The organism is Rhodococcus sp. NCIMB 12038, assembly GCF_002165735.1.
Classification (GTDB): Bacteria; Actinomycetota; Actinomycetes; order Mycobacteriales; family Mycobacteriaceae; genus Rhodococcus_F.
On the sequence record NZ_NHML01000004.1, the window covers coordinates 43508 to 59805 of the forward strand.

Annotated in this window: 17 protein-coding genes and 1 pseudogene; 12 read left to right on the top strand and 6 right to left on the bottom strand. The window is 65.2% G+C overall.

What is annotated here, in order from left to right; genetic code table 11:
* The first annotated feature begins 194 nt into the window (after positions 1 to 194).
* The 5 genes and pseudogenes from CA951_RS44050 to yidC form a co-directional block, all read left to right on the top strand.
* Positions 195 to 659 (top strand): helix-turn-helix domain-containing protein, encoded by a 465-nt coding sequence (locus tag CA951_RS44050; RefSeq protein WP_256973372.1) that lies wholly within the window; start codon positions 195 to 197, stop codon positions 657 to 659.
* The gene (locus CA951_RS43305; RefSeq protein WP_160102655.1) at positions 656 to 994 is read left to right on the top strand and encodes a hypothetical protein; all 339 of its coding nucleotides are present in this window, start codon (positions 656 to 658) and stop codon (positions 992 to 994) included. Before CA951_RS44050 ends, CA951_RS43305 begins: the two co-directional genes overlap by 4 nt.
* A gap of 58 nt (positions 995 to 1052) precedes the next feature.
* The gene (locus CA951_RS43310) at positions 1053 to 1496 is read left to right on the top strand and encodes a zeta toxin family protein (protein WP_179220127.1); all 444 of its coding nucleotides are present in this window, start codon (positions 1053 to 1055) and stop codon (positions 1494 to 1496) included.
* Positions 1497 to 1709: 213 nt separating this feature from the next.
* A complete protein-coding gene (locus CA951_RS06355; RefSeq protein WP_087556050.1) occupies positions 1710 to 2033 on the top strand; it encodes a DUF6412 domain-containing protein in 324 nt (107 codons plus the stop codon).
* A 134-nt stretch (positions 2034 to 2167) separates the two neighbouring features.
* Positions 2168 to 3034 (top strand): annotated as a pseudogene (gene yidC, locus CA951_RS06360) (membrane protein insertase YidC); the annotation flags it as partial.
* A gap of 6 nt (positions 3035 to 3040) precedes the next feature.
* Here the strand turns inward: yidC and CA951_RS06365 are convergent.
* The 5 genes from CA951_RS06365 to CA951_RS06385 form a co-directional block, all read right to left on the bottom strand.
* Positions 3041 to 3646 (bottom strand): TetR/AcrR family transcriptional regulator, encoded by a 606-nt coding sequence (locus tag CA951_RS06365; protein WP_087556052.1) that lies wholly within the window; start codon positions 3644 to 3646, stop codon positions 3041 to 3043.
* Positions 3639 to 4508 (bottom strand): ABC transporter ATP-binding protein, encoded by an 870-nt coding sequence (locus CA951_RS06370; protein WP_087556053.1) that lies wholly within the window; start codon positions 4506 to 4508, stop codon positions 3639 to 3641. Before CA951_RS06370 ends, CA951_RS06365 begins: the two co-directional genes overlap by 8 nt.
* Complete coding sequence (locus tag CA951_RS06375; RefSeq protein WP_087556054.1) at positions 4505 to 5329, bottom strand: ABC transporter ATP-binding protein; 825 nt, start codon at positions 5327 to 5329, stop codon at positions 4505 to 4507. Before CA951_RS06375 ends, CA951_RS06370 begins: the two co-directional genes overlap by 4 nt.
* The gene (locus CA951_RS06380; protein ID WP_087556055.1) at positions 5326 to 6405 is read right to left on the bottom strand and encodes an ABC transporter permease; all 1080 of its coding nucleotides are present in this window, start codon (positions 6403 to 6405) and stop codon (positions 5326 to 5328) included. Before CA951_RS06380 ends, CA951_RS06375 begins: the two co-directional genes overlap by 4 nt.
* A gap of 76 nt (positions 6406 to 6481) precedes the next feature.
* Positions 6482 to 7015 carry a putative immunity protein gene (locus CA951_RS06385; RefSeq protein WP_087556056.1) on the bottom strand — a complete coding sequence of 178 codons (534 nt, stop codon included), beginning with the start codon at positions 7013 to 7015 and terminating at the stop codon, positions 6482 to 6484.
* 156 nt (positions 7016 to 7171) lie between these two features.
* Here CA951_RS06385 and CA951_RS06390 point away from each other — a divergent pair, with 156 nt between their 5' ends.
* The 4 genes from CA951_RS06390 to CA951_RS06405 are packed head-to-tail and all read left to right on the top strand — an operon-like array spanning position 7172 to position 11540.
* Positions 7172 to 7549 carry a PEP-utilizing enzyme gene (locus CA951_RS06390; protein ID WP_087556370.1) on the top strand — a complete coding sequence of 126 codons (378 nt, stop codon included), beginning with the start codon at positions 7172 to 7174 and terminating at the stop codon, positions 7547 to 7549.
* On the top strand, positions 7546 to 8742 hold the full coding sequence (locus tag CA951_RS06395; protein ID WP_256973374.1) for a hypothetical protein: 1197 nt from the start codon (positions 7546 to 7548) through the stop codon (positions 8740 to 8742). The genes CA951_RS06390 and CA951_RS06395 overlap by 4 nt, the downstream gene beginning before the upstream one ends.
* A gap of 3 nt (positions 8743 to 8745) precedes the next feature.
* Positions 8746 to 10380 (top strand): PEP-utilizing enzyme, encoded by a 1635-nt coding sequence (locus CA951_RS06400; RefSeq protein WP_087556057.1) that lies wholly within the window; start codon positions 8746 to 8748, stop codon positions 10378 to 10380.
* Between the two features lie 14 nt (positions 10381 to 10394).
* A complete protein-coding gene (locus CA951_RS06405) occupies positions 10395 to 11540 on the top strand; it encodes a hypothetical protein (RefSeq protein ID WP_256973375.1) in 1146 nt (381 codons plus the stop codon).
* Positions 11541 to 11585: 45 nt separating this feature from the next.
* On the opposite strand, the gene CA951_RS06410 is transcribed toward CA951_RS06405, so the two are convergent.
* Entirely contained in the window at positions 11586 to 12416 is an 831-nt protein-coding gene (locus tag CA951_RS06410; protein ID WP_087556058.1) for a LuxR C-terminal-related transcriptional regulator, read from the bottom strand.
* A 165-nt stretch (positions 12417 to 12581) separates the two neighbouring features.
* On the opposite strand from CA951_RS06410, the gene CA951_RS06415 reads away from it, so the two are divergent.
* The 3 genes from CA951_RS06415 to CA951_RS06425 are packed head-to-tail and all read left to right on the top strand — an operon-like array spanning position 12582 to position 16291.
* Positions 12582 to 13253, top strand: coding sequence for a PEP-utilizing enzyme (locus tag CA951_RS06415; RefSeq protein ID WP_087556373.1), 672 nt, complete (start codon positions 12582 to 12584; stop codon positions 13251 to 13253).
* 4 nt (positions 13254 to 13257) lie between these two features.
* Entirely contained in the window at positions 13258 to 14835 is a 1578-nt protein-coding gene (locus CA951_RS06420; RefSeq protein WP_087556059.1) for a hypothetical protein, read from the top strand.
* Complete coding sequence (locus CA951_RS06425; RefSeq protein ID WP_087556060.1) at positions 14822 to 16291, top strand: AMP-binding protein; 1470 nt, start codon at positions 14822 to 14824, stop codon at positions 16289 to 16291. The genes CA951_RS06420 and CA951_RS06425 overlap by 14 nt, the downstream gene beginning before the upstream one ends.
* Positions 16292 to 16298 lie beyond the last annotated feature (7 nt).

Below are 16298 nucleotides of genomic sequence, written 5' to 3' on the forward strand. Positions count from 1 at the left end.
GCGGGGCACAGCCGATCCCACGTGAGTGCCCACACGGTGCGGGTGCCCGGCCTCCTTCATCGGTGGGCCGTGATCGATGGTTGGCCTGGTCAAGGACGCTGGAGCGATCGATTTGGCTCAGTGGACGGGGTCGGTGGGGGTGGGTATTGTGAGGTCGGTGATTCATTGTGAATCAACCCGAGGAGGTGGTTGTCGTGGACACCATCGACCGCAAGGCCGTCGCCGCTCTCGACGTGGCGGCTGCCCGGCGCAGGGTCGCCGACCTCGATGTCCTGCGGGCGGTGGCCGAGGCGAACGCCGCCAACATCACCCAACGGGTCATCCATGAGCACATCGGAATCTCGCAACCGACGATTCATCGCATGCTGCGCACCGTGCTGGAGAACCCGGCTCTACTCGATCGAACACCGACCGAGGTCATCGACCGCCGCACCGCCGGCGAGATCAGCGACGACGAGATGATGCAGATTCTGCTGGACTGGCAGTTCACCTTCGGCCGCGTCCCGGTCAGCGGTGGAGTGTCTGCCGATGCGTACGAGCCCGGCAGCTGGGACGAGATCGAACGCGCCTACTACCGCGGATTGCTGACCGACGATGAGATCGGTCGGCTGATGGAGCGAAACAGGGAAGCCCTCGAACAGGCGGCACGGTCTGCGTGAACTACCCGGATCCGCTGCGCGGTACCGTTGCCGCGCAGCTGGCCGCCATGTCTATGCCCGGCGGCCCGCTACATACCAAGTCCGACACGAACACGATGGTCCGGTTCGCGGCATCCCCTACCCGGCTGCGGTTCCGCCGCACGGTCATCGACCGGTATCTCGCACGGGCCACCCCGCTGCGCGAGGGACGCTCGGCGATCCTCACCGCCGGCGCACCCGGGGCCGGGAAAAGCACCCTGCTCCGCGAACATATCCCCGACTTGGACGGATACCGAAGCCTCGACGCCGACGAGGTCAAAGAACTTCCTCATCGGACAGGCACTCCGCGACGGTGACTATGCGGAACTACTCGGCACGAACCTCGCGGACGGCGCACCGCTGGCGCCGCGGGAGTTGGCAGCGTTGGTCCACGACGAATCCACCGCCCTGATCGATCAGATCCGCCATCTGTGCCTGGACCGCGGCGAGAACGTCCTGATCGAGGGAACACTCCGGTGGCCCGCACAGGGCCCCAAGGTGTACGAGGAACTGGTCCGCGCCAACTACACCTCGTTGCGGGTCATCGGAGTCGAAGTACCCCGAGGCATCGCGCACGAGCAGGCACTGTCCCGCTGGTGGCAGGGTCGCCTCGCCTGGCATGTCGACTCTTCGTCGCTCGGTGGACGGTTCACCCCGCCCGCGGCGATCGACGACTGCTACGACGACGCCGCGATGTCGAAGTGCGCCCGCAACGCCCAGACGCTCGCCGCGGCGGCGCGCAACAGTGAAGGTGTGACGGTGGTGGAACTCGAACTGTTCCGACGCTCCGCGGCCGGAGGATTCGAAACAATCGAGTAGATGGTCACGTTCGCTGTCACGTTGAAGGGTCAGTGGGAAGGCAACCGCTTGGTACTCGGGGTGGGTGCAGATTCTGCGGTCGACGGGGAGTGTGGAGGATCTCGAGGCCGTCCTCGACACCCTGATCGACTACCTTCGGGGCTTGGAATCCCACGCGACCTGCTGATCAGCTCGGGTTCCATCGGCACCTGGCGTGCTCGGTATGCTGCACGCATGGCACGGATCCGGTCTGTTCTCGCGCAGGGGCTGAACATCGTTCAGCTCGCGTGGGTTGCCGTGCTGGCATTGGTGATTGCCGCAACGCTCGCGATCGACGGACCGACTGCAATCGTGGGCGCCGCGGTGGCGATCGTTTTCCTGCTCGCCGTCGCAGGTCATGCGCGGTCGCCGTTGCACTTGTTGACGGAGCCGGCCACCGGTCCACCCCGTGAGGAGCAGCGCCTGCGTGGCGCGTTCCGTCGTCAGAGCGCCCCGGACACCCCCGGCCGCCCTCGCCTTCCCCGAGCACCCGGACGGGTCCTGGCCGCCGCCGCGTAGCACCTTCGGGTACTGCGTCGGCCGCCTCGTCGACCCAGTCACAAATTCACGTCCCTGGTCCTCGAATCTGGCGTGAAACTCCGACTCGCACGATGCCGCGGTCTCGCCGCGCCGTGCAGCAAAGAGGTCCTCCCATGCTCGACTTCATCTATTACCCCGTGTCCGCGATCCTGTGGTTCTGGCACACGGTGTTCGGCGCGGTACTCGGCCCGGACAACGGCGTCGCCTGGGCCCTGGCGGTAGTCTTCCTGGTCTTCACCCTCCGGACCCTCCTACTCAAACCCGCGATCAAACAGGTCCGCACGACCCGCCAGATGCAGGAACTCGGACCACAGATCAAGGCACTGCAGAAGAAGTACGCCGGCGACCGGGCGCGTCAGGCCACCGAGATGCAGAAGCTGCAGAAAGAGCACGGGTTCAATCCGTTGATGGGCTGTCTGCCGGCATTGGTTCAGGCGCCGGTGTTCATCGGCCTGTATCACGTGCTGCGCTCGTTCAACCGCACCGGAACCGGACTCGGCCAGCTCGGGATGTCGCCCGAGGCCAACGCGCACACCGCGAACTACATCTTCAGTGCCGCCGACGTGCAGTCGTTCCTCAGCGCTCGCCTGTTCGGGGCGCCGATCTCGGTGGCGATCACCAGCCCGCAGAGCACCCTGGCGTCGTTCGCCTCGCACGGGGGAATCCCGACGGTGGCCACGATCGCGGCGGTGGCGATTCCCCTGATGGTGATCGCCGGCCTGGCCACCCACTTCAACGCGAGGGCGTCGCTGGCGAGGCAGAGTCCGGAGGCAGCCGCGAATCCGCAGTCCGCGATGATGAACAAGATGGCGCTGTGGGTCTTTCCCCTCGGCGTTCTGGCAGGCGGTCCATTCCTGATGATCGCGATTCTGCTGTATTGGGTGAGCAACAACATCTGGACCTACAGTCAGCAGCATCTTGTGTTCGCCCGCATCGACCGGGAAGAGGCAGCGAAGGAGCGTGCGGTGGTCGAACGCCGCGACTAGTTACTCGTCGAAGTCGCGGAAGAGGTAGTTGTCGATGTTCGGCCCCACGCGCTGAGCGAGGATGTCGATGGGGGCGTTGGCGACGTCGGGCAGCAGGAGGATGTACTTCGATATCGCCAGCCCGGCCGTTTGGCTGACCACCAGTGCGTAACGCTCGTCCTGGTGATCGCGACGGACGACACCGCCGAGTGCGCGCTGCACGAGTCCGAGAAAGAAATCTCGTACTCGCATGGCGATCTCGTCGTGCGTCACGGCGACTCGCAGCAGCGCGATTGCGCGTGCGCGCTGTTGTGGGTTCGTCTCCCAGAATTCGAGTACGCGTCGGACGAAGATCTCACCGGGCGCATCGGTCTCGGGGGTGATTCCGGAGAACACGGTCTTCGCATCGACCTCCGGCTGCAGGGCGGCCACCAGCAGCGCGTTCTTGTTGCCGAAGTAGTGATGAATCAGCGCCGGGTCGACTCCGGCCCGGGCGGCGATAGCGCGCATCGTCGTTCGGTCGAAGCCCCTATCGGAGAACAGCTCTCGCGCCGACCTCAGAATGGTGTCGCGCTTGTCGGCGGAGTCTGCGACGACCTTCGGCCTGCCGGGAGCGCGACTATCCATGCGCTCCGGCACGCGCGAGGACCAGCATGCGCTCTTCGATGGTGGCGCGCACGGGCCGGATGTCGGCCGCGATGCCGGCTGAGTCCAGCACGGAATCGATCGTCGCCGGGTCCGTGTCCGGGACTCGGATCGCACGGCCGTCCAGGATCACGGGGACTCCGGCATCGTTCAGTGCCGCAAATGCCTGTGCCCAATCCGGTGTGTGCACCGCGACCGCGCGGGTGTCGCCGATGATGTCGTCCTCGCTGCCGGCGCCGACGAGTTGCCCGGACGACATCAGCAACAGGCGATCACACTGCTGCGCTTCTTCCATATAGTGGGTGGTGACCAGGACGCCGACGCCGTTGTCGGCCTGGTGCCGGATCGTGTCCCACAGTCTTGCGCGGGACAGTGCATCCACGCCGGAGGTCGGCTCGTCCAACACCAGCACGGTGGGCTTGTGTGCCAGCGCCACGACGAACGCCACCTGTCGTTGCGCGCCCAGGGCCAGTTCCCGGACGAGGGTGTTGCGCGCATCGTGGAGTTCGGCAGGGACACCCGGCACGGGAACACCGTAGGCCTCCGCGCTGAAGGCCAGGTTCTCTTCGACGGTCAGATCACGGTAGAGGCCCAGGTTCTGGGGCACGTAACCCATGTGTGCCCGGCGCGCTCGGTCCGGCGGGCCGCCGAGCAATTCGACGGCTCCTTCCGTCGCGGCGAGCAGACCCAGGAGCATCCGGATCAGCGTGGTCTTGCCGGCTCCGTTGGCTCCGAGAAGGCCGACCACCTCGCCGGGGGCGACCGTCATCGACATCGAGTCGACGGCCGTGAAGTCACCGAACTTCCGGGTCACCGAACGTGCCCGTAGTACCTCAGCGGTCATGACGTCCCGACCTCCTGCCGGCGTGTCAGCGATAACGCGATGACGATGTCTTCGAGGTCTGGCGTGATGGTTGCGGCGTCGGTGTCTGGATGGCCGTCCTCCCAGTATTCGTGACGCTCCCGGCCGCGGCGCCATGACCATTCGGGTCGCACCGGATCCGTTGCCGAGGTGATGGTGCCGGTGAATCCGGCGCGCACCTCGTCGTAGGAGCCCTGGGTCAGGATTCGGCCGGAGTCGAGGACGACGAGATGCCCGGCGCGCTCGGCCTCGTCGAGGTATGTCGTCGACATCACCACGGCTGCACCGTCCGCGGCGGCCTCCGAGATCATTCGCCACAGGTCGATGCGGCTCACGGGGTCGACGCCGGTGCTCGGTTCGTCGAGGATCAGCATCTTGGGTTTGTGCAGCATCGCCATCGCCGTGCCCAGTTTGCGCCGCATCCCTCCCGACAACGCGGAGGCGAGTCGGTCCGCTGCATCACCCAACCCGGACCGGTCGATGAGTTCCTCGCGCCGCTCGGCCAATTCGCTGCCGCCCAGGCCGTAGATGCCGCCGACGAAATCCATGTTCTGCCGGACCGTCAGGGCCGCCCAACTTCCCGGGCCCGCGCAGAGGAACCCGATTTCGTGTTTACCCGGGGCGTGAACGGTCCCGGTGTCGGGGAGGACCTCCCCGACGAACGTCCGCAACAGGGTCGACTTCCCCGCCCCGTCTCCGCCGACCAAGGCCACCACCTGGCCTGCCGGAACCTCGATGCTCACTCCGTCGAGGGCTGTTCGGTCGCCGAACCGGACGACGACGGAGTCGGTCGCGGCGATCATGCGGCGTCCGCACCGGTCGGATCGACCGATTTCGATGCCTCCGGCTTGCTCGCCTTCGAGACGTCGGGCGCGAGATCGCGCCGGAAACGAAGCGTCGACCCGGTGAAGACCACGATCGCCATCACGGCCAACACGACCAACGGCAACCACAGCGACGAAATCGGTGCATCACGCAACATGACGCCCTGCGAGATCATCGTGAAATAGGTCAGCGGAAGCAGGTAGCCGATCCAGCGAACCCCCGCCGCCATCGCATCGAGCGGAAAAATCATGCCGGACAATAGAATCTGCGGCATCAGGAACAAGAAGGCCGTTTGGATGGCCTGTCCGGTGGTCTGCGAGATCGTCGATATCAGCACACCGAGACCGAGGACGACGAACAGGAAGAGCGCGGCGCCCAGCGCGAACACCAGCACGTTGCCGTTGAACGGCACCCCGAACAGCACCATGCCCAGCACCGTCACCACGATCATGTCCAGCGAGGCGAGCAGGAAGTAGGGCACGATCTTCCCCAAGATCACCTGACTCGGCCGGATCGGCATGACCGCCAGTTGTTCGAGGGTCCCGGCCTCACGTTCCCGGACCAGACCGATGCTGGTGACGATCGTGCCGATGAAGGTGAGAATCAGGCCGATGATCGCCGGCACCATCACCCACGACGTTTTCAGCTCGGGATTGAACAACACCTCGGTGCGGACCTGGTCGCCGAGTTTGTTCAGAATCGACACGGTCGACTGCGCAGCGAACAGATTCGAGCCGTCCACCATTGCCGTCGACTGCTCGGCCGGGGTCGACCCGGTCACCACGACGACATCGACCTTGTTCTCCCGCAACAGGTCCGTCGCTTGCGCGGTCGAGCCGTCGACGTCGGTCTGTGTCACATCGAAGTAGGCCGGCAGAGATGTACTCACCGCCTGAGCGGACGGACCCACGACTGCCGTTTTGACCGAGGACACATAGAAGTTGGCCGCGTAGCCGAAGATCACCAGTAACAGGAGCGGCAACGCGATCAACATCGCCAGGGTGCGGGGGTCCCGCCGAAGTTCGCGAAATTCCTTGAGAATCATGGCGCGCATAGTCGATGCTAGGCACGCCGAGTGACCAGGGTCAACAGTTGATGAATTACACGCCGTGTCGGCAATCAGTCGTCGATCAGCGGCGAAGGGCATCGTCCAGCATGCGGATCAACTCGCCGACCCGCCCGCCGCCACCCGGTGCCGCCGGAAAACGTCCGAGTACGTCGACGACGACCGGTGTCGCACGCTGGACCGCCTGCCCGACGTGTCGGGCGCCGACGACCCGATCGTCCCCGGCGACGAGTTCGCCCGCTCTGGCCGCGTACGCGGCCGCTCCGAGAATGTGCTTGACCTGGGTGGCCTTCGCCAACGGATGCAGGTAGGCGGCGCCTGCCGCAGCCATCGCCGCCCACGCCGCCTCGCGCGCCGCCTCGGTGTCCGTGCCCTTGGCGGCCGCGAGTGCCGCCCACGCCGCGTCGCGCAGAGACTTCCCGCGCTCACCACCCCGAGCGAATTCCCACGCGGTAATGATCGCGTCGCGGGGCCGGGGGTCGCCCGGTTGATCGGCCTCGAATATCTCGAGCACCCCCTCCGCGCACCCCGCGGCGAACGCGGTGACCTCACGAAGATCCTGATTACTCAGAACGATTTCCGTTGCTTCCCGTGCCATGGATCCATTTTCGACCACCGGCCGCCGGGGACATCGAGACTGTCCCCCAAAGTGGACTGTGGCGCACGACACAGCCGATCGTAGCCTTCCTGGCACCGACGAAAGTGCGTGTTCAAGACAATCCCACGCCCACGAATGGGCCGAACGGAGTATGTGATGAGCGGAGACCTGAACGAGGTCGGGACCGGTGTCAACCTATTCACCGCAGGGGAGGTTCGCGGTACCGCGAGATGGTTCAACGACACGGCCGATGTGCTGTCGATCGACGACGACGATCTCGAGGACACGATCGCGTTCGTCAGCAAGGGTGGTATGACCTTCCTGTCGCCGATCCTGCCGGACCTGCGCGCAATCGTCTGTACGGCCGGTAGCCGGGAATCGCACCTCGCGATCCTGTCTCGAGAGTCCGACGTGCCCTGCGTGCTCGCCGCCGAACTGACCGGAACCGTCGCAGACGGCGACACCGTGGTGCTGGACCTGTCGGATACCGAGACCGCACGCGTGGCCGTCGCTGCAGGGGCGGTGACGGCGTGACCGCACAACTGACCACTCCCGTGAACGTGGAGGCTCTGTACACGGACCCGGCCTACGAGCCCACACTCGAGGAGTGGAATTGGCTCGTGCACGCCGCAGGTGCGGCCTACAAGTCCGAACTGTCCGCGCGGACCGTGTTCGAGTCGGAACTGTTCGGCATGAACACCTACATCTTGATGTCGATGATGGAGGACTACCTCAGGGTGCCCGAGCGCATCCGTATCATCCGGCAGCACGCCACCCCCACCGAACTGGTGGGCAAGGCTCTGCCGATCGGCAACAAGCGCAGCTTCATCAACCTCGCGGCCACCCCGCTGCACTACCTCACCGGACGTGAACTCTTCGTCGACCTCGGAGAGAGCACCCTGTCGGACGGTCTGGAGGACCAGCTCGAGGTGCTCCGCTTCTGGCGCGAGGCGACCATCGCCATGCGCACCGACAACGTCCTGTTCAACATGGACGCGGAGCCGCAGAACAGTTCGCATGTCATCGACGACGACCTGCTGGCGGAGATCCGGTCGCACCTCGTCCCCGCCGACGACGAGGTCAAGGCGGGGATTCGCAAATTCGGTGCGCGGCTGACCGCGTACGCATTCCTGGAGAACTGCGACGCGCGCACCGCGGTGTGCGACACCGGGCCCTATCAGCTCGAGGACGGTACGTTCCTGGCGCTGCGCGAGACCTGCGCGGACGGCGACGGAGACTTCCCCTGGGTCGACGGCATCCGTGAAACGCTGCCCTACCACCATTTCGTCATCGCCCACCGGCTGCCCGCCACTGTGAAGATGGACAACAATGTCTGGGGCACGGCCTGGTTCACGCCCAGCGACTACCAGGCCGACATCATCGAAACCCGCGTGTTCTGCACCGACGGTGGCACCCTCCGCCCACTCGGTGCCGACGAGGTCGACGAGGCCACCAAGGCGATCCGCAAGGCACACCGAGCGCTGTACCAGCGGTTGGCCGAAACCGATGCCGAAGAACGCAACCTGTACGCCACCGAGATGTACGCGTGGAAGCTCAAGGCGTGGGCACGACTCGCCGGCTGCTACGACGAGATCGATTGGGCCATCACGCCGCGGATCGCCGAATCCTTCCAGAAGTTCAGCGATCCCGACCTCGCGCTGCAGTTGATCGGCGGTGTCTTCGTTCCGCAGGACCGCGACGGGTGCTTCCGTCCACTGGGAGGCTGAACCATGTCAATTCTCGGTAAGGGAAATCCGTCGTACGCCTTCGCGCCGGTCACCGGAACAGTGCACCATTTCCGGTCGCCGGACGACGTGATCGCTTCCCTCGACAGCGATCTCGAGTCCACGATCGCGCTCGTCGCATCGGGCGGCACGACATTCCTTTCGCCGATCCTGGGCCGGCTCGGGGGAATCGTCTGTCTGGACGGAACACTCCGCTCCCACCTGGCGATCGTGTCACGAGAGTTCGAGGTCCCGTGCCTGGTCGGTACCGAACTGTCCGACGACATCCCCGACGGCACCGAGGTCACGCTCCGTATCGAGGAGCAGACGGGGGTCGTTGCTTCCCCGGATCCTGACATCGCATCGGACTCGTCCGCGGATGTGAGCGCCGCGTGGTGGGAATACATCCGGCGCGTGGGAGACGAGATCGCCGTCAAGGACTTTACGCTCGACGTGTCGGGCGCCGCGCTCGAGGCACTCATCGCCGAGGAACTCACCGACGACCGCCTCGACGACCTCGTCCAGCACATGGGCCGGGCATTCAAACCCGAATTGACGCGTCGCTCCGGTTTCACCTCCGAACTGTTTCCGATGCTGCCCTACATGTCGCTGTCGGTCATCGAAGATTTCCACAGCTACGTGGATCGGATACGCGTGATCGACGCGGCTGTGCCGGCCGAAGAGTTGGGTCGCCAGTTGCGTGAGGGGCCGAACAAGGTCAGCCCGCTGTGGATCTGGATGATCGGCTATCACTTCCTCTGCGGTCGAGAGTGCCTGATACAGATGGGCACCATCGAGGCCGGTGACCATCGGGAGGATATTCGCACCGTCGTGGATTTCTGGCGCCGCCTCACCCTGGCGCACCGTGGTGACGGCACGCTCGACTACAAGGACGCCGGATTCACCAACCGCTACCTGTCGCCGACAGTCGTCGACGAGCTGTCCGGCGCTGCAATCGCGTTGGACGCGACCACCGCGAAGAGCCTCAAGAGGCTGAACGCCACGGTCTCGGGATACTCGTTCCTGTACTTCTGTGATTCACGGGTCGGTATCTGCGACTCCGGTCCGTATCCGCGGCCGACGGGAAACAGGCAGACGATCGTGCGGGACTATCTCTCCCTCGGCCCCAGTTCGTGGGCCTATCCGTGGGCGGACGATCTGGACCCGCCCTACACCGGGTTGACGATGGTCCTGACGTTCGACCGCTCGAAGTTCACCGAGTTCGAAATCAACGACTGGGGAACCACGTTCACCGAGCCGGATCAACTTCTCGCTGTGGTCGACGAAGCTGCCGTGTACGGGTATCGCGCCGACGGCACCCGTGAACTGATCGCGCCGGAAGACTGGCCGAGTGTTGCCGCGGATCTCAGCCGATGCCACATGGGTCTGTATCAGAAATTCGCCGCCATGGACCGAAGCGAGCGAATTATGGCCGCCACCACCATGTACACCTCCGGTCTTCGCCCCTTTGCCGCGCTGGCCGGGGTGACGGAGCAGGTCGACTGGGCGATGTCGCCGAAGACCCTTGCGCTCTACCCTGATCCATTCGATGACGACGACAAGGCTGCGGCCATATTCGGTGGTGCCCTGGTGGCACACGACATGCCCGGATCCTTCTCGCCCATCCGCCCGAACTCCTGAGAGGAGGCGTTCACATGCGCCAATCGATGCAGAAACTCATTCACGCCGACGAACTGTTGTGTCACCAGACGCCCGAAACCTTCGCGACCATCAGCCACGCCGACACGTCCTGGACGGAGAAACTCTGGGCGTCGCTGTTCGCCCGCGACGGGTCCATCCAGGTCGACATCGGCCTCGGGAAATACCACAACCGGAACGTGATGGACATGTTCGCCGGCGTCTCTCGAGGCAAGGAACAACTGACGGTCCGTGCCAGCAGGCAGCTCGATCTCGACGGCGAACGGACCGGCGTGGGGCCCTTGGACTACGAGATCATCGAGCCCCTCCGTCAGGTGCGCTGGGTCCTGCAGGAGAACGACGTGGTCCCACTGCGATTCGACCTCACCATCACCGGAGTGCTGCCGCCGTTCCTCGAACAGAAGGACGTCCAGCGCGAGCTGCAGGGGTTCCGGGTGCAGTCCGACCTCCTCCGGTACCACCAGGCGTCGACGATCAGCGGTGAGATCTGGATCGACGGCGAGCGTATCGAGGTCCGGGACGAGGAGTGGTTCGGCTTCCGCGACCACTCCTGGGGAGTACGGATGGACGTCGGCGAGACGGCGCCCGACGTCTTCAAGCCGCAGCGCCTCGACGGCGACTTCATCCTCACCTGGAGTCCGATGTGGCTGCAACGTCCCGACGGAAGTAGTTACGAAATCCATCACTACCTGCAGTGGGTCGACGGAGCCGTGACCTACTTCTCGGGTTTCGAGAACCTGCCGGACGGCACTCAGCGGCAGCTTCACGGGATGCGGGACGAACTCAAGTACGATCCCGTCAACCGCCGCCTCCTCGGGGGCAAGATGACGTTCGACTCCGGTTGGGGCGAGACCCGGACCCTCGAGATCGAACCGATCAGCGACACCGGATTCCATCTCGGTACCGGACTGTATTTCGGCTTCAAGGGCCATCGCCACGGGCAGTGGCACGGTCCTTCGCATCTGGACGGCGAGCGGTATGCCGATGTATCCGAGGAGAATACGGCGCGCGAGGTGCACCAGTTGCGTGACTGTGTGATCAGGGTTCGTGAAGGCGACGCCGTCGGATACGGCATCTTCGAATCGATGGTGATCGGTGAACATCCCCGCTACGGGCTGACGAAGGAGAGTTCCTTCCTCTGACCGGAGCGTGACGGGGCCGCGGACGAACAGTCCGCGGCCCTTTTGTCATATCCGCTGCGCCCGCGCCAGCAGCGCCAGTTCCATCCGCGACTGGCAGCCTGTGGTGGTGAGGATTCGGGTGACGTACTTCTTCACGCTGTCCTCGGCAAGGGAGAGGATCTCGGCGATCTGCGCATTCGACAATCCGTCCGCGACGAGTCGGACGACCTGCCGCTGCCGCACGGAGAGCCGTGCGAGGGCGGCCTGCGACTTCGACGCGGGCAGGCCGCGAGCCATGGCGGACAACTGCTGACTCAGCAGGCGCAGCGTAGCCGCCTCGGAGGCGCCGATCTTGCCGGGCTCCGGGTCGAACATCCCCAGCAAAGCCGTGTGTCCCGCACTCAACTCCAGGCGCAATGCGGCAGCGGTCTGCATGCGCCACGTGGAGGAGAGGAAGTATCGGACGTAGGCGTCGGCCGCCGCGGGTACCTGGCCCATCGACTGCAGTTCGTCCAGTGAAGACACGCCGCTGGAGACGAGTTGCCGCATCGCGGCCGGCGTACCGAAGATGTCGTAGCGAGCCCACCGGTCCTGATATTCGGGCAGCATCTTGGCAGTTTTGCCCACCGTCAGGGGTGCCGAGTCCTCGAACACGGTGTGGAAGGTGGCGCCGGCGAAGAACGAGACATGCCGCAGGGCGAAGTGCTCACTGATCGCCTCGACGGCCCGTTCCTTGAAGTCGGGAAGGCAGGCAGCGCCGGAGCACTGTTCGAGGATGTCGAAGGCGCGCTCGTAGTCGGCCTTGCTCAGGTTGGCTCGGAATGGGGAGCGGTCCCGGGACGAGGACTTTGCGCTCGGCGTCGTCCCGGAAGTGTCCCCCAACGTGGACTGGGTCACACCACGGAGCGTAACTAGTTTTATCTCACAACGCCAAGAAGCCGGAGAAAAAATACCAGGTAGCCACCTGTTTCCGGCCGCGATGGCGGCTGCGTCAGTCCCTAGGAAACGTGAGGTGACATGTCCGACTCCGTGGTTACGCCCCCGAAATGGGGATCGACCGAAATGCTCCCATTGCCGGGCCGATTCAACACCGCTGTGCGGTCGTTGGCGGCACGACGATTCGCCGCCACCGGCGAGCAATGGAAAGACAGCGTGTTCGAACGCCAGTTCGATATTTTCTCGGTGGAGGACGCGCGAGCGATCGAGCAGGAGGCCCTGGATTCCGGGTACCGGTTCGAATACTCCGCGACGGTCTCGCTCGAATCCGAGCCGCACAAATACAAGCGAACCGACCGAGAGGCGCGGGCGTTCTCGGAAGACCGGGACTCGGACGGTCGCCGCCACGTGGGTATCGGCGACAACGTGATCAAGAAGTCCCAGACGGTCATCGGACCGGTCGCATTGATCTCCGCAGTCGAGCAGGTCATGGAATTGCTCACCGACGGCATCCCGCCCGGCACCATCGCCGTGATCGACGACTCGGGCGGCACCTTGACCGCACCGATCATCGAAGGGTTCGCCGGCGTCATCTGCCTCGGTGGCACCGTGCGGTCGCACCTGGGCATCCTCGCCCGGGAGTACGACGTCCCCACACTGATGAACTGCAAGATCAACGACCTGAAGAACGGCGACCTGGTCGAACTCGAGGTGACCGCGGCGCCCCCGGCAGCGGATGCCTACGAGACGGGTGACACCGGGCATGCCCGGATCTGGCTGATCGAAAGCGAGAGCTGAGACCATGGCGAATCTGAACTACCGGACCCTGCTGGAGACCAACAACTACCTCCGGAGTCTGTCCGACACCACCTACTGGCTGTGCATCACGCGCACGGTGCAGGAGTCGAAGCTGTTCCCGATGAACCCGTACATGCTGGTGAGCTATCTCAACAGCTTCTACCGGTTGCCGACGCTGTTGCGCGAGATCGACGCGGCGACGCCGGCTGAGGAACTCGGAGACCGCGCCCGCGAGGTCAGCCTGAAGGTGGACACGGTCAACGCGGCGTGGGGTATGCCCGCGTTCTACCTCATCGGCCGGGAAATGCTGATGAACTGGGGGCTCCTGCGGCCCACCGACGCGGTCGACGACGTCGTCGACGTGCTCGACTTCTCCCGGCGGTTCAATCTGGCCTACCACCGCAACGACGGACACCTGACGAACAAGGAATTCGGCGACCGCAGCCAGTTCCTGCCCGAACGAACCCTGCAGGTCTTCGAGTCCGACCTGCACGGTGTGGTACCCGGTGACCGGCTGCACACCGCCGCAACCAAACTCGTCGCCCAGCTGTCCCAGTACGCGTTCCTCGCGCACTGCGAGTGCCGCATCGGTCTGCACAACAGCGGCCCCTACGACTTCGGCAACAACCGGCAGATGATCATGCGGGACTTCTTCGACCTCACCGAGGGCGATTACCCGTGGCTCGACGGCATCGCCACCCAGTTGCCGTTCAACAATCTCACGATTCCGATCGTCTTCAAGGGCACCAACTTCCACTTGATGGACGACTGGGCGTCCTTCGAGGCCGAACCCGGATACAACGCCGCCAATATCGAGGCCGTCGGGATGTACACCTCGGATGCGTTGACCGACGGATACATTCCGGTCGGCATGGACAACGCCGACACGCTGGCCGACACCATGGAGCAGTACCGCGAGATCCTCAACGAGGCGACCACCGACCTGTGGAAGCGCATCGCCACCTGGTCACGCGAGCAGATGATCGACGCCGGCGCCCTGGTCTACTCCTCGGTCGGCAAGGACTTCGCTCATCTCGCCGGAACCTACCGGCAGGACGACTGGTTCCAGGTCGACGAACGCGTGCAGCGGTTCAAGCCCCTGCTCAACGACGAATACGGGCGCGACAACCTCGGCGAGATGGTGGGCCTGCTGGGATTGCCCCACCAGACGAGCAACGAGTACACCATGGCCCGCTACTCCGACCAGAACCGCAACATGCTCACCGGCATCCCGTACTCGGTGCTCACCGACGACGACTACGCACCGACCGCCGGTGACCGGTTCACCGGCTCGTCGAGCCTGCCCGGCAAGACCGGTTTGTGGACCACCAGCGCCGGACGCATCGATCTCGACGACTACAACACGCGCGCAAAGGGATTCACCCCTGCCGTGCTCGATGGCAGCAACCGCTACCTCGACGAGGAATGGGTGAAGTGGAACCACGGGACCCCGCAGGCGGACGAGTTGTACCGCCTCACGCAGCGGGGCTCACGGAACATCGAGGGCCGCGGGTCCGGGCTGCGTCGCGCCGACCTGCCCACCACCGACGACACGACGGGGACCGACGATGCAGATCGGTGACCTGATCCGCCGCGCCGGGCGTCAGTACGGTGCCGCCCCCGCCCTGATCGACGGCGATCGAGTGGTCAGCTTCGCCGAGTTCGACCAACTCACCGACCGGCTCGGCCACGCACTGCTGGCCCGCGGCCTCGACGCCGGTGACCGTGTCGCGGTCCTCATGCCGAACGGTATCGACGGCGTCGTCGTCTACTACGCACTCGCGAAGGCCGGGCTGGTCCGGGTCCCGCTCAACGTGCGCGAGACGGCCCACGAGCACGCCTACAAGGTCGAGGACTCGCAGGCGCGAGCCCTGGTCTACGCAGGGGATCCCCCAGCCCGGGTCGAGTTGATGATCACCGCCGACGAGCTGCCCGGACTCGTCGCCGGCGCGCCCGACGGCCCGTGTGACGTCCGGCGCGACCAGGACGAACCGCTGCGGTTGGCCTACACCGGCGGCACGACCGGCAAGCCCAAGGCGGTGGTCCTCACCACGCGCAGCGAACTCGCCGAAGTGGCGAATTTCCTGGTCGACCTGCTGCCCAACCTGCGACCGGACTCGGTGATGCTGCACGCCGCACCGATCACCCACGGCAGTGGCGCGTTCTTCCTCCCGCATCTGGTCAAGGGCGCCCCGAACGTCATCGTGTCGAAGTTCTCGCCCAGCGCCTTCCTCGAGGCCGCGCAGAAGTATCGGGCCACGTCGACGTTCATGGTGCCGACGATGATCGCGATGCTGCTCGAGGATCCCGCAACGGCAACAGCGGATCTCGCCCTCGAACGGTTGTGCTACGGCGGCGCCCCGATCGCGACCAGTGTGCTCCGACGCGGAATCGACATCCTCGGACCGGTTTTCGCGCAGCTCTACGGTCAGGCGGAGGCGCCGCTGGCGATCACCTGCCTGCAGCCGTGGGAGCACACACCGGAGCGGCTGACCTCCGCCGGCAAGCCCTACACGTTCGTCGAGGTGCAGGTCCGGGCCGCCGACGGCACGGTGCTCGGACCGGACGAGGTCGGGGAGGTCATGACCCGGGGACCACACACGATGAGCCGGTACTGGCGTCGCCCGGACGCCACCGCCGAGACGATCGAACCGGACGGCTGGTTGCACACCGGTGACATCGGACGCTGGGACGGCGACGGCTACCTGCACCTTCTCGACCGTAGGCACGACGTCATCATCTCGGGTGGCTTCAACGTCTACCCCCGCGAAGTCGAAGACGCCCTGCTCACACACCCCGCGGTCGTCGAGGCCGCCGTGGTGGGCCTACCCGACGAGAAGTGGGGCGAACGGGTCGCCGCCGCCGTGGTCACCCGCTCCACCGCCGAACCCGACGAGATCCTCGAGTTCTGCGCCGATCGGCTGGCCGGCTTCAAACGACCTCGTTCCCTGGAGATCTGGCCGAACATTCCCACCAGTCCGGTCGGGAAATCCCTGCGCCGCGAAGTGCGCGACCGCATGGTCGCCGCGCAGGTGTGACCGCGAC

Excerpts from the sequence above, each read along its gene's own strand:
- CA951_RS06405 (WP_256973375.1), top strand. The coding sequence starts at position 10,395 with ATGCGCCAATCGATGCAGAAACTCATTCACGCCGACGAACTGTTGTGT.
- CA951_RS06415 (WP_087556373.1), top strand. The coding sequence starts at position 12,582 with ATGCTCCCATTGCCGGGCCGATTCAACACCGCTGTGCGGTCGTTGGCG.
- CA951_RS06375 (WP_087556054.1), bottom strand. The coding sequence starts at position 5,329 with ATGATCGCCGCGACCGACTCCGTCGTCGTCCGGTTCGGCGACCGAACA.
- CA951_RS06400 (WP_087556057.1), top strand. The coding sequence starts at position 8,746 with ATGTCAATTCTCGGTAAGGGAAATCCGTCGTACGCCTTCGCGCCGGTC.
- CA951_RS06370 (WP_087556053.1), bottom strand. The coding sequence starts at position 4,508 with ATGACCGCTGAGGTACTACGGGCACGTTCGGTGACCCGGAAGTTCGGT.
- CA951_RS06420 (WP_087556059.1), top strand. The coding sequence starts at position 13,258 with ATGGCGAATCTGAACTACCGGACCCTGCTGGAGACCAACAACTACCTC.
- CA951_RS06355 (WP_087556050.1), top strand. The coding sequence starts at position 1,710 with ATGGCACGGATCCGGTCTGTTCTCGCGCAGGGGCTGAACATCGTTCAG.
- CA951_RS06425 (WP_087556060.1), top strand. The coding sequence starts at position 14,822 with ATGCAGATCGGTGACCTGATCCGCCGCGCCGGGCGTCAGTACGGTGCC.
- CA951_RS06390 (WP_087556370.1), top strand. The coding sequence starts at position 7,172 with ATGAGCGGAGACCTGAACGAGGTCGGGACCGGTGTCAACCTATTCACC.
- CA951_RS06380 (WP_087556055.1), bottom strand. The coding sequence starts at position 6,405 with ATGCGCGCCATGATTCTCAAGGAATTTCGCGAACTTCGGCGGGACCCC.
- CA951_RS06365 (WP_087556052.1), bottom strand. The coding sequence starts at position 3,646 with ATGGATAGTCGCGCTCCCGGCAGGCCGAAGGTCGTCGCAGACTCCGCC.
- CA951_RS06385 (WP_087556056.1), bottom strand. The coding sequence starts at position 7,015 with ATGGCACGGGAAGCAACGGAAATCGTTCTGAGTAATCAGGATCTTCGT.